At 63.7% G+C, this 11815-nt stretch carries 12 protein-coding genes; 8 read left to right on the top strand and 4 right to left on the bottom strand.

Features of this window, described 5'->3' with window-relative positions:
• A partial coding sequence (locus FXB41_RS39420; RefSeq protein WP_219685591.1) for a sensor histidine kinase occupies nt 1-1238 on the top strand: 1238 nt, incomplete at its 5' end.
• Nucleotides 1239-1316: 78 nt separating this feature from the next.
• Nucleotides 1317-2954, top strand: a complete 1638-nt coding sequence (locus FXB41_RS39425) for an alpha/beta hydrolase (RefSeq protein WP_219685596.1) — start codon at nt 1317-1319, stop codon at nt 2952-2954.
• A 3-nt stretch (nt 2955-2957) separates the two neighbouring features.
• Here the strand turns inward: FXB41_RS39425 and FXB41_RS39430 are convergent, their stop codons facing one another.
• Together FXB41_RS39430 and FXB41_RS39435 are read right to left on the bottom strand one after the other, a co-directional pair.
• Complete coding sequence (locus FXB41_RS39430; protein ID WP_219685592.1) at nt 2958-4538, bottom strand: MDR family MFS transporter; 1581 nt, start codon at nt 4536-4538, stop codon at nt 2958-2960.
• Between the two features lie 155 nt (nt 4539-4693).
• Entirely contained in the window at nt 4694-5209 is a 516-nt protein-coding gene (locus tag FXB41_RS39435) for a YcgN family cysteine cluster protein (RefSeq protein WP_219685593.1), read from the bottom strand.
• 294 nt (nt 5210-5503) lie between these two features.
• Between FXB41_RS39435 and FXB41_RS39440 the strand changes: the two genes are divergently transcribed.
• From FXB41_RS39440 to FXB41_RS39450, 3 genes are read left to right on the top strand one after another with little or no spacing between them, the layout of a single operon-like run.
• Nucleotides 5504-7792: a transglycosylase domain-containing protein gene (locus FXB41_RS39440; protein WP_219685594.1), complete on the top strand. Its 2289-nt coding sequence runs from the start codon at nt 5504-5506 to the stop codon at nt 7790-7792.
• Nucleotides 7793-7801: 9 nt separating this feature from the next.
• Entirely contained in the window at nt 7802-8380 is a 579-nt protein-coding gene (locus tag FXB41_RS39445) for a DUF1214 domain-containing protein (protein WP_007593444.1), read from the top strand.
• Nucleotides 8377-8961, top strand: a complete 585-nt coding sequence (locus tag FXB41_RS39450) for a DUF1254 domain-containing protein (RefSeq protein ID WP_007593446.1) — start codon at nt 8377-8379, stop codon at nt 8959-8961. Before FXB41_RS39445 ends, FXB41_RS39450 begins: the two co-directional genes overlap by 4 nt.
• A 322-nt stretch (nt 8962-9283) precedes the next feature.
• On the opposite strand, the gene FXB41_RS39455 is transcribed toward FXB41_RS39450, so the two are convergent.
• Both FXB41_RS39455 and FXB41_RS41365 read right to left on the bottom strand, forming a co-directional pair.
• On the bottom strand, nt 9284-9454 hold the full coding sequence (locus FXB41_RS39455; RefSeq protein WP_219685595.1) for a hypothetical protein: 171 nt from the start codon (nt 9452-9454) through the stop codon (nt 9284-9286).
• A 91-nt stretch (nt 9455-9545) separates the two neighbouring features.
• Nucleotides 9546-9761 (bottom strand): hypothetical protein, encoded by a 216-nt coding sequence (locus FXB41_RS41365; protein ID WP_246649599.1) that lies wholly within the window; start codon nt 9759-9761, stop codon nt 9546-9548.
• Here FXB41_RS41365 and FXB41_RS39460 point away from each other — a divergent pair.
• The 3 genes from FXB41_RS39460 to FXB41_RS39470 all read left to right on the top strand — a co-directional run bounded on the left by FXB41_RS39460 (nt 9699) and on the right by FXB41_RS39470 (nt 11131).
• On the top strand, nt 9699-9863 hold the full coding sequence (locus FXB41_RS39460; protein ID WP_246649597.1) for a DUF2933 domain-containing protein: 165 nt from the start codon (nt 9699-9701) through the stop codon (nt 9861-9863). The two genes, FXB41_RS41365 and FXB41_RS39460, sit on opposite strands and share 63 nt — an antisense overlap.
• 15 nt (nt 9864-9878) lie before the next feature.
• The gene (locus FXB41_RS39465) at nt 9879-10346 is read left to right on the top strand and encodes a hypothetical protein (RefSeq protein ID WP_007593451.1); all 468 of its coding nucleotides are present in this window, start codon (nt 9879-9881) and stop codon (nt 10344-10346) included.
• A gap of 590 nt (nt 10347-10936) precedes the next feature.
• On the top strand, nt 10937-11131 hold the full coding sequence (locus FXB41_RS39470; protein ID WP_007593453.1) for a hypothetical protein: 195 nt from the start codon (nt 10937-10939) through the stop codon (nt 11129-11131).
• The last annotated feature ends 684 nt before the right edge of the window (nt 11132-11815 follow it).

Below are 11815 nucleotides of genomic sequence, written 5' to 3' on the forward strand. Positions count from 1 at the left end.
GCCTGCTCCACCTCGCCGCCTTCAGTACCGACAACGAAGCCGGCAACGAAGAGCTGCTCAGCTCGTTCCCGGCGCCGCTATCGGCGTCCGGCATTCACAGCCGAGTGGCAAGAAGCGGAGAGTTCGCATTCCGCAGCGACATGCAGAACGAGCCCGACCTTACGGACGCCATGAGAGAGCTGGCGCAGACGCGAGGTTATCGCAGCATCCTCGTGATCCCGATGCTGCGCGACGGCGTCGCGATCGGCACCATCGGCGTGACGCGGCCGGAGCCCGGTCCCTTCCCGGACAAGGCGATCGCCCTGCTCAAGACCTTTGCCGACCAGGCCGTGATCGCCATCGAGAACACGCGCCTGTTCAACGAGGTGCAGGATCGCACCCGGGACCTCGCCAAATCGCTCGACGATTTGCGCGCTGCCCAGGACCGGCTGGTCCAGACCGAGAAGCTGGCATCGCTCGGCCAGCTCACCGCCGGCATTGCGCACGAGATCAAGAACCCGCTCAACTTCGTCAACAATTTTGCATCGCTCTCCGCCGAGCTGACCGACGAGCTGAACGAGGCGCTGGCGCCGCTCCCGCTCGCGGACGACGTCCGCAGCGAGGTCGACGAGCTGACCGGACTGTTGAAGGACAATCTCGCGAAGATCGTGCAGCATGGCAGGCGCGCCGACTCCATCGTCAAGAACATGCTGCTGCATTCCCGCGAGGGCGGCGGCGAGCATCGGCTGAGCGACATCAACGCGCTGGTCGAGGAGAGCCTCAACCTTGCCTATCACGGCGCCCGCGCCGAGAAGCCGCAGTTCGACGTGACGCTGAAGCGCGAGCTCGATCCGGCGGCCGGGCAAGCGGAAGTGTTTCCGCAGGAGATCACCCGGGTGCTGCTGAACCTGATCTCGAACGGCTTCCACGCGGTGGCCAAGCGCAAATCGGATCACGGCGCCGTCGATTACGAGCCGGTGGTGATCGCTGCAACCCGCGACCGCGGCGACAGCATCGAGATCCGCATCAGCGACAACGGCACCGGCATTCCGCACGAGGTGAAGGAAAAGATGTTCGATCCGTTCTTCACCACCAAGCCGGCCGGCGAAGGCACCGGCCTCGGATTGTCGATGAGCCACGATATCGTGGTCAAACAGCACGGCGGCACCATCGACGTCGCGACGGAGCCGGGCAAGTTCACGGAATTCACGATCCGGCTGCCGCGACAGAGCAGCTTTTCAGACCAGAATAAGAGATAGACTCGCCCGGAGGATGCCGTGACGAATCCGGCTTGGCTCGTTCGACGGCAATTGCTCTCGCTGTCCGGTGTCGGCCTCATGCTGGGCGCTCTGTTCTTTGCTGCCGCACTGACGCCGACGCTGATTCCGCGGAGCTATCTCACGCAAGGCGCGCTTGCCGGCGGCTGTTTCGCGATCGGCTATTTCGCCGGCGTGCTGTGGCGCCAGCTGTGGCATTATCTCGAATTGCCCGAACCTTCGCCGCGGGCAAGATCGATTGCGAATGCGCTGGTCACGGCCGGTTGCCTGCTGGTCGTCGTTATCTTCCTGCGGCGAACCGCCGAATGGCAGAATTCGATCCGCACCGTGATGAAGATGACCCCAGTCGAGACCGCGCATCCGCTCAAGGTCTGCGTCATCGCCCTGATCACGTTCGCCGTGCTGCTGGTGCTGGGGCGGCTGTTCGTGTTTGTCGCCCGCTTCCTCGCCGTGCGCATAAAGCACGCCATTCCGCGGAAGGTCGCCAACGTGCTCGGCGTGCTGATCGCAGGCCTGCTGTTCTGGTCGATCGCCAGTAACGTCCTGGTCCGGACCGCGTTCAATGCGCTCGACTCCTCCTTCCGCGAACTCGACGCCCTGCAAGAGCCAGAGCGGCCGCAACCGGCCGCCCCCGATCGAACCGGAAGTTCTGCCTCGCTGGTGAAGTGGCAGGAACTCGGGCGCATGGGGCGCCGGTTCATTGCCTCAGGCCCGACCGCGACGGAGATCAGCGCCGTTACGGGACAGCCCGCGCAGAATCCCGTGCGCGTCTATGTGGGCCTCGGCAGCCGCGACACGGTGCAGGCGCGCGCCAGGCTTGCGCTCGACGAGCTCAAGCGCCAGCACGGCTTTGAACGCAAGGTCCTGATCGTCGTCACACCGACCGGGACCGGCTGGGTCGATCCATCCGCGATGGATACGGTGGAATATCTCCATCATGGCGATGTCGCGAGCGTCGCGATGCAATATTCCTATCTCAATAGCCCGCTGTCGCTGCTGTTTCAGCCCGAATACGGAGTGGAGGCCTCGCGTGCGCTGTTCACCGAAATCTACGGCTACTGGACGAGCTTGCCCAAGGACAAGCGGCCAAAGCTGTATCTGCACGGGCTCAGCCTCGGTGCCATGAACTCGGAAAAATCCGCAGAATTGTTCGAGACAATCGGCGACCCCATCGCCGGCGCGCTATGGAGCGGAGCGCCATTCGAGAGCCGCATCTGGCGCTCGATTACCGATAACCGCAATCCAGGATCACCGGCCTGGCTGCCGGAATTCCGCGACGGCCGCTTCGTGCGCTTCATGAACCAGAACGGGCCGACGGTGGCGCCGGATACGCCCTGGGGCCCGATGCGCGTGGTCTATTTGCAATACGCCAGTGACGCGATCACATTCTTCGCCTACCGCGATGCCTATCAGGCGCCGGCCTGGATGAATGCGCCGCGCGGGCCTGACGTATCACCGGAGCTGCGATGGTATCCTATCGTGACGATGCTGCAGCTCGCCCTCGACATGGCGGTCGCAACCAACACGCCGATGGGTTTCGGCCATGTCTACGCACCCGAACACTACGTCGATGGCTGGGTCGCGGTCACAGCTGTCGGCGATTGGTCTGCCGAAGCGCTCGCACGGCTCAAGCAGCAGCTCGCAGCGAAAGCGCGGAAGACGGGCAATGGCGACGACGATCCCGATCGCGGTGGCTAACCCCTACTCCGCCATCTCCACCTGCTGCGTGACGGACGGACCGGCCAGCGGCCGCTCCTCCATCATGATCAGGCAGAGCGCGGCGCCGGCCATCAGCGCCGTCGCGGCGCCGAAGACGTAGCGGAACGCATGCCGCATGTCGTCGGCGGGAATCGCATTGACAGCGCCGTGATGTTCGCCGGCGAGCGGAACGTCGGCACCGAGCGCGATGAGCAGGATGGCCGCGAACGCCGCGACCGTGAACGAGGACATCAGCGAGCGGAAGAAGTTCAACGCGCCCGTGATGGTGCCGATCTGCGGGCGGGCGACCGAATTCTGCACCGAGACCACGCAGACCGGAAAGGTGGTGCCGAGGCCAAGCGCAAACGCAGCCATCAGCGTCAGCAGTGCCCAGAGCGGCAACGTCGTCAACGTGAGGCCGAGGCCGCACAGCGCAGCCCAGGACGTTCCGACGATGGCGACCCGCTTGTAGTGCTTGGCCCGCGCCATGGTGCGACCGGCGATGGCCGCGCCGCAGGTCGAGACCGCCGCGAGCGGAATCAGCGCGAGGCCCGCTTCGCTGGCGCTGAGGTGATAGACCGCCTCGTAATAGAGCGGCAGCTGCACTGTGAGGCCCGTGATCGCACCGAGCGCGCAACCGCCGGCCGTCAGCCCGAACGGCACAACCGATCCTCCGAGCAGCGGCAGCGGCAGGAACGGCTCGTCCGCGCGGCGTGCGTGCCACACGAAGGTGACCGCGAGCGCGACGGCGCCGCCCACCATCGCAAGCACGGTCGGCGAGAGCCACAGGAAGCGCGTGCCGCCCCAGGTCAGCACCAGCATGAAGACCACGGCGGAGGCCATCAGCAGCACGCCGCCGAGCCAGTCGACCTTGCGCTTGCGGTGGAACACCGGAATCTTCTTCATCCTGGGCAGCAGCAGCGCGATCGCCGCGGCCGCGAGCGGCACATTGATCCAGAAGATCATCGACCAGCGCAGATGCTCGGCGAACACGCCGCCGATGACCGGGCCGAGAATGCCGCCGACCATCCAGACGCTGGAGAAATAGGCTTGATATTGGCCGCGCTCGCGTGGGCTCACGACGTCGGAGATCACGGTCTGCACGACAGGCATGATGCCGCCGCCACCGAGCCCCTGGAGACCGCGTGCAAGAATCAGCATCGGCAGGTTCGGCGCGATCGCACACAGCACCGAGCCCGCGACGAACAGGCTGAGCGAGATGATGATCATCACGCGGCGTCCGTAGATGTCGCTGAGCGTGCCGAATACCGGCGCGACTGCGGTCGAGGCGAGCAGATAGGCGGTGATGACCCAGGAGAGATTGGAGACGTCGTGGAACTGGCGCCCAATGGTCGGCAGCGCGGTTGCGACGATGGTCTGGTCGAGGGCTGCCAGAAACATCGTCAGCATCAGGCTGATGACGATGGTGCGGACCTCGTCCTGCGACAGCGGCGCCGGCGGCGCGAGCGAGGGAGCGTCGTCGACGCTCAAGACCTCGCTCGAAAGGCGGGACAATTCCTCGGCGATATCGTCGGGCAATGTCTGGGTGTCGGCAGAACTGCTCTGCCGCTCGAACTTGTTCATCTCGATCGGAAGCCATGAGGCGGCGCAACGCCGCGAAGGATTCGTTCTATGCAGCCAATGTAGACAGCAAAGTTCTTCTCAGGCAGGCACCGCGGTGCATGGGAGCATCCCACCCCACGGCCATCCCGAAGACGTGATCTATCTGGTGCGACGGATCAGTCCTTCGGACGTCGCTTCAGGCGGGCCCGTTTCGGCAGCTGCGCCGGCCATTGCACGATGTGGTTCTCGAGCTCATCGTCCGGGATCTCCACCTCGCTGCCTTCGACCCGACCGCGTACGGAGACGCCGGCCTCATGCACGGTATTGGGATCGCCTGACACCAGCGGATGCCACCAATAGAGGTCGCGCCCTTCCGCCACGAGCTTGTAGCCGCAGCTCGGCGGCAGCCAGTTCAGGGTGCGGACATTGGCCGGGGTCAGGCGGACGCAGTCCGGAACCTTGTCGGAACGATTCGCATAGTCCTTGCAGCCGCAGGTCACTCCATCGAGCAGCTTGCAGCCGACATGGGTGAAATAGATGTCGCCGGTGCCCTCTTCCTCGAGCTTGTTCAGGCAGCAGCGGCCGCAGCCGTCGCACAGGCTCTCCCATTCGGGCCCCGACATCTCTTCCAACGTCTTGGTTTTCCAGAAGAATCCTTCCTGGCCTGAAGGTCGTTTGGGAGCTGCGGTCATGCGCCTCAACAAAAGTTCGAAAGAGCTACGGTTGGTGCCATCTAGGGCGTGCGGCCGTGGGGCCGCAAGCGACGCCCGCGTGAGGCCCGTACTGAACCGGGGTCAATTAGGCCTGTTGTTCAAAATCGCAAGCGTGACCATTGGTTTATAGGCCCTGCTCGGCTAGAAGGAACAGCAAGTCCCCACCGTCGCTGGCCGGGCGCCTTGGGTTTGCCGCAACACTCCCGCAAGACGTCTCGATGCCGCCCCGGCGGGGTGCTTGAACGCTTTCGAACCAAGCCGCAAGGGTTCTAGGTGCGCCAGATCATACCACCGCATTGGAAGGCCCGGATCCGGAATTTCTTCCTGGATCTCGATGCGCGCATCGACTCCTCGCTGTTCTCCTCGGCCAAGGGCATCCGCGAGCTCTACGAGCGCTACTCGACCTTCATGGACCGCTTCTATGTCGGGCGGTGGAAGCGCTGGGTGTTCATCGAGCCGCTGTCGGAAGCTGCGACCCTCGGCCTCGGCGGCCTGGTGGTGATGCTGACCCTCGCCATCCCGGCCTTCCGCGAGACCGCGGACGAGGACTGGCTGAAGAAGTCCGACCTCGCGGTGACCTTCCTCGACCGCTACGGCAACCCGATCGGCAGCCGCGGCATCAAGCACAACGACTCGATCCCGCTGGAAGATTTTCCGGACGTGCTGATCAAGGCGACGCTCGCGACCGAGGACCGCCGCTTCTACGAGCATTTCGGCATCGACATCGCCGGCACCGCACGCGCGCTCGTCACCAACGCCCAGGCCGGCGGCGTCCGCCAGGGCGGCTCGTCGATCACCCAGCAGCTCGCCAAGAACCTGTTCCTGAGCAACGAGCGCACCATCGAGCGCAAGGTCAACGAAGCCTTCCTCGCGGTCTGGCTGGAATGGCGACTGACCAAGAACGAGATCCTCAAGCTGTATCTCGACCGCGCCTATATGGGCGGCGGCACCTTCGGCGTCGACGGCGCCGCGCATTTCTACTTCAACAAGTCGGCACGCGACGTGACGCTCGCCGAGGCCGCGATGCTCGCCGGCCTGTTCAAGGCGCCGACCAAATACGCGCCTCACATCAACCTGCCCGCTGCCCGCGCCCGGGCCAACGTCGTGCTGGACAATCTCGTCGACGCCGGCTTCATGACCGAGGGCCAGGTGTTCGGCGCCCGCCGCAATCCCGCCTTCGCGGTCGACCGCCGCTACGAGGCGTCGCCGAATTACTATCTCGACTACGCCTTCGACGAGATGCGCAAGCTGGTCGACACCTTCCCGAAATCCTACACCGAGCGCGTCTTCGTGGTCCGGCTCGCGATCGACACCAATGTGCAGAAGGCGGCGGAAGACGCGGTCGAGAACCAGCTGCGCCAGTTCGGCCGCGACTATCACGCGACGCAGGCCGCGACCGTCGTCTCCGATCTCGACGGCGGCATCCGCGCCATGGTCGGCGGCCGCGACTACGGTGCCAGCCAGTTCAACCGCGCCACCGACGCCTATCGCCAGCCGGGCTCGTCGTTCAAGCCTTACGTCTACACAACCGCGCTCCTCAACGGCTTCACGCCGAATTCGATCGTGGTCGACGGCCCGGTCTGCATCGGCAATTGGTGCCCGCAGAACTATGGCCATTCCTATTCCGGCGCGGTGACGCTGACTCAGGCGATCACGCGCTCGATCAACGTTGTACCCGTCAAGCTGTCGATCGCGATCGGCCAGAAGGAGCAGCCGAAGGCGCCGAACCCGGCCAAGATCGGCCGCGCCAAGATCGTCGAGGTCGCGCGCCGCTTCGGCCTCAAGGCGCCGCTGCCCGACACGCCGTCGCTGCCGATCGGCTCGGACGAAGTTACCGTGCTCGAGCACGCGGTGGCGTACGCGACCTTCCCCAACCGCGGCAAGGCGGTGACGCCGCATTCCGTGCTGGAAGTGCGCACCGGCGCCGGAGATCCGGTCTGGCGCTGGGACCGCGACGGGCCGAAGCCGCGCCAGGCCATTCCCGACTCCGTGGCCGCCGACATGGCCGGCATGATGAGCCACGTCGTCAGCGAAGGCACCGCGCGCCGCGCAGCCCTCGACGGCATTCCGACCGCGGGCAAGACCGGCACGACCAATGCGTATCGCGACGCCTGGTTCGTCGGCTACACCGGCAATTTCACCTGCGCGGTCTGGTACGGCAATGACGACTATTCGCCGACCAACCGCATGACCGGCGGCTCGCTGCCGGCGCAGACCTGGCACGACATCATGCTCGCGGCGCATCAGGGCGTCGAGGTCCGGGAAATCGCCGGCATAGGCATGGGCCAGAAGCTGCCGCCCGAGCGGATCGCCAACGCGCAGGCCAATGCGGCGCCGAAGGTGCTTGAGACCAAGCCCGGTCCGCCGCCCGTATTGACCAAGCGCGGCGCTGACGTTTTGGTGCGGGTCGAGAAGCTGCTGGATGATGCGGCCCGGACCGCGACCAAATCGGCCGCCACCGACCCCAAGCAAGCCAAACCGGCATCGTCCACGAGCGCGCTCGCCTTCCCGCAGAACTACGCGGAAGAGAATGCGAACGCATCCGCTCCGCGCAAGAACTGATCGAAACAAGTGCGGCTGATCCTGATCACATTGACGGCTCTTCTGCTCGCAACCGTGGTGGGCGTCGGCGCGACTTGGATGACGACGACGCGCGGCACCGAGATCGGCGCGCTGACCATCGGCCCGTGGACCGCGCGCCCGCGCACCGGCACCGCCGACGTCGATCCCTATTCGCGCGCCACCATCGTGCGCAACGGCGAGCTGCCGATCGGCACCGGCGACGGCGTCGCCTTCACCGCGACCGCCGACGACAAGAAGAAGGTGCTCGACGGCCGCTGCGACGTCGTGGTCTCCGGGGTGACGCCGCCGGCGCGGTTCTGGACGCTGACGCTTTACGACCGCAAGGGTCACCTCGTGCCCAATTCGCTGCAGCGCTACGGCTTCACCAGCCAGGAGATCGTGCGGCAGTCCGACGGCTCGTTCGAGATCCGCATCGCATCGCGCTCCCGCGCCGGCAACTGGCTGCCGACCGGCGGCATCGAACGCTACGCGCTGATGCTGCGGCTCTACGACACTCCGGTCGGCGTTGCCACACGCACCCAGCGCGACGCACCAATGCCCACGATCACGACGGCGGGCTGCTCATGATCCGGCTGTTGTTCACCATCGTTGCCGGCGTAGTGCTGGGCCTCGTGGTCCATCTCGTCAGCGTGCTGGCGTTGCCACGGATCGCGACCCAGGACGCCTATTCGCGGCTGACGCCGATGACGAAACTCAACGGCGTCACGCAGCTTCCGCTCGCCGATCCGCAGACCTCGCCGATGCCGTTCATGGACCCGGCCTTTGCACTCGCGATCTGCCGCTACGATCTGTCGAACGGGCCGATCAAGCTGACGGTGCCCGTCAGCCAGGCCTACACCTCGGTGTCGTTCTACACCCGCAACGAGATCGCCTATTACGCCATCAACGACCGTTCGGCCGGCAAGAAGGTGATCGAGCTCGACCTGATGACAGAGCCGCAGCACAACGAGCTGCCCGAGGACGAAGAGATCACCGCGGCCGACCGCCTGATCATCGATTCCCCCAGCACCACCGGCCTGATCGTGATGAAGGCGCTCGCCCCCGAGCCTGGCCTGATGCCGCAGGCGCAAGGCTCGCTCGCGGCCGCGAGCTGCGGACCGCAGACCGAGCCGCCCGCCAAGGCGGAAGCACCGCGGGGACGGCGCTGAGGCGCGCAGCTTCGGCGACGCGAAAACAAAAAGTCGAAAAACAACCCCATGCACAGTAGCGCTAGCATTGAAATCGTTAGCCATTTTGGTTGTGCCAAATAGGCGTTTGGACCGATACATCCCTGCCCGTCGCGCAGTTCAGCTTTGACTCGTCGGGCAAAACACTGGCAGAATGGGAGCATCGAAAGTTCACCCGCGCGGAGCAATCCGGCGCGGGTTTTTTCATGCCGGGGCAGATTGCCATGATCCGCGGATGGCTATCGTTGCCATAGCAGGCGGGCGGAATGTTCGCGGGAGACGGCGGTAGTTTCTGGTGCCCGCTTCAGGTGCGATGCACCGCTCGCGGTCCAATAACAGCAGGGAGGAGTTGCGGCCAAAGATTGAAGAAGAAGACGTAGATGATCGCAACTGCCCACCCGTAGATCATGCTGGCTGCAAGGCCGTACATGAAGCTGCCGACGGTAATCATCTTGAAACCGGGAAAGACCGCCATCAAACCAGCTTCTTGAAATCGCGATTTGACCCACATCAACTGCGGTTGCCGACCGTTGCGGGACCCGACGTTTGATTTGCATCAAGGGCTTTCATGCGAAACCTGCGAGTTTGGTTTTGGTCCTGTTGGCAACAGGGCAATCAGGCAATGGTGCCGTCTTGAGGATGCCGCGATGACCTTGCCGGACCATGTTCACGATCAGTCCGGCGCACGCCGGGGCTTGTCGCGCAACTCCCTCATCGTTATGGGGCTTGCCGTCATCGCGACAATCTCCGGAGCGCTCCTGTTCACCCAGCATCAGGCTCATGTACTCGGTGCTCTGCTTTGGCTGCCCCTTTTGGCTTGTCCGCTTATGCATTTTTTCATGCACGGTAGGCATCGAGGAGCTGGGGGCCATCACCACGGCTGAATTTGGGAGCGCCCTATGCGCAGCAAAGAATTCGGCTGGTCTGCTTCGTCAATCCTTCTGGGGCTTTCCGGAATCATCCTGATCGGTGTCGGCGGGTATTTCCTTTTCCTTCGGCCTGCGCTGCTGCCGGAGGACATCCGCTACATGAACCTTACGCCTGTCGAGCTGGAATCGATTGGTCCAAGGTTGGCAAGGTGGCTTGCACACGTATTCAACGTAATGGGCGGCTACGTGATGGCGACGGGTGTGCTTACGCTCACTCTAGCCATGACGGCTTTTCGCCAACGAAGTACTTTGGCGCTGGCTGGTGCTATTGTTGCAGGTGTGGTCTCGATAGGCTGGATGGCGGCCGTCAACGTTATGATCAACTCGGACTTCAAATGGGTACTGCTCGGATTTGCGCTCATCTGGGCTGCCAGCATCGCGGCCTTCGCCGCTGAAGTTCGCCGGTTCGACACCAGCCCGTTTGCTGATGTCCGCTAGGTGTCACAAGCCGCAGATCACGCTCAAGGTGGGTGACTTCCGCTTTACGTCGGTGAGCCGACATTTATGAGCACCCTCAGCCGGAGGGGTTCATCAGGCTAGAGATCAGATTGATGTTCCTCACAAGGCCTGATTGTTCCATCGGCGGAACATAGGCAACAACTTCAGGCGACGACCTCGCGCTTAGAATGGCGGGCTCGTTCGAGATTGTCCCCGCTTGTGCGGTTGATCTACACACTTACTCTTTGGAAAAAGGCAGGAACATTCCTGCGATTGCCAAGTTTTCCCGATGCCCTTCCCCAAGGGCGACCCCGAGTGGCCCCAGCTCCATGCCCCCCAACATCCCCGCGAGCTGGGGCCCGTTTTTTCTCGAAATTTGGGCTGATAACGGGAACCAAGAGCCACTTGTTGAGTTGGGCACCATTCGCCACCGCGCCTCAAATGACGTGGTGCCGACACACGAAGGACCTCAGCTGGCCCAGCTCCGAGCTGAAGTCCTTTCTGTGTCGTGCGCGCATTTTAAGCCGAATTCGGAACGAATATTCGACCCTTGAATCATTCCATGTCAGCTAAGTGTCGGATGTCCAACCGTGTCGCGCTTAAATCAGTTCGCCCGTGAGGCCGCAGCGGCATTGCTGCGCATGGCAAAAACAACAAAGGATCCCACGGTCGCTGCTGGCTTGGTACAGCGTGCGGCAGACCTGAAAGACCGCACCGGCGAGCTTCCTGCCATTGATGTCGAGGCCATGGCCGAAGAGCCGCCCAAGCCCTTGACGAAGAACTAAGGCTGCCTCGGTGGATGGCGTAGCTGAACAGGCCGCTCTCGACATTGCATGGTCTCGGCATAGTCTCGCCGCCTTCTTGGCGCCCAGCTCCTTCTCGACGATTTCGACTGAGTTATCCCACTGCGCGTTCCTGCTCTCCGCCAAGGAGCCCGTCATGTCGAGACTAGCGATCTTATTCGTGTCGGCACTTTCTGTGACCTCTGCTACCGCGCAAGATACTGCGTCCGGACGATCGCACGAGCCGGCCGCTGCCAGCGCGTATGAAACTCAGCCTTTCCTATTTGATGGACGGATGCGAGGCGACGGCATGAGGCAGCGAGGGCGTGCCGACAATCGTCACCCCAACGTCGGTGCCATTGACGTGCAACCGAAAGCAAACGAGCCAAGGCGCGAACGATGAGCCCGCGTGCCCGCTTTGATCTGCCCGCCCAGCTGTTCGCCCTGGACGAGGTGATCAGTTGCGCCGGCAATACCTCCAATCGGCCGCTTCCGTTGACGCGATGCAGCTACGTGTTGGTTGATGGGGCCACCGCGGAAATTTGCCGCTGAGCACCGAACCGACGCCTGTGACCCAATGTATGGTCCGGCCGCGCGTTGCAAGAGGTTTCGTCAACCTGGCAGATGCGGTCTTGCATCAATGTATCCGGCCTCTGATTGGAGCGTGTTGTGCTCCGGGCCATCATG

This window comes from Bradyrhizobium canariense (genome assembly GCF_019402665.1).
Taxonomy (GTDB): Bacteria; Pseudomonadota; Alphaproteobacteria; order Rhizobiales; family Xanthobacteraceae; genus Bradyrhizobium; species Bradyrhizobium canariense.

Bases quoted from the DNA above. Each gene is read 5' to 3' on its own strand.
- FXB41_RS39465 (WP_007593451.1), top strand. From the start codon at position 9,879: ATGCGCAGCAAAGAATTCGGCTGGTCTGCTTCGTCAATCCTTCTGGGG.
- FXB41_RS39430 (WP_219685592.1), bottom strand. From the start codon at position 4,538: ATGAACAAGTTCGAGCGGCAGAGCAGTTCTGCCGACACCCAGACATTG.
- FXB41_RS39460 (WP_246649597.1), top strand. From the start codon at position 9,699: ATGGGGCTTGCCGTCATCGCGACAATCTCCGGAGCGCTCCTGTTCACC.
- FXB41_RS41365 (WP_246649599.1), bottom strand. From the start codon at position 9,761: ATGAGCCTGATGCTGGGTGAACAGGAGCGCTCCGGAGATTGTCGCGAT.
- FXB41_RS39435 (WP_219685593.1), bottom strand. From the start codon at position 5,209: ATGACCGCAGCTCCCAAACGACCTTCAGGCCAGGAAGGATTCTTCTGG.
- FXB41_RS39455 (WP_219685595.1), bottom strand. From the start codon at position 9,454: ATGGCGGTCTTTCCCGGTTTCAAGATGATTACCGTCGGCAGCTTCATG.
- FXB41_RS39450 (WP_007593446.1), top strand. From the start codon at position 8,377: ATGATCCGGCTGTTGTTCACCATCGTTGCCGGCGTAGTGCTGGGCCTC.
- FXB41_RS39425 (WP_219685596.1), top strand. From the start codon at position 1,317: ATGCTGGGCGCTCTGTTCTTTGCTGCCGCACTGACGCCGACGCTGATT.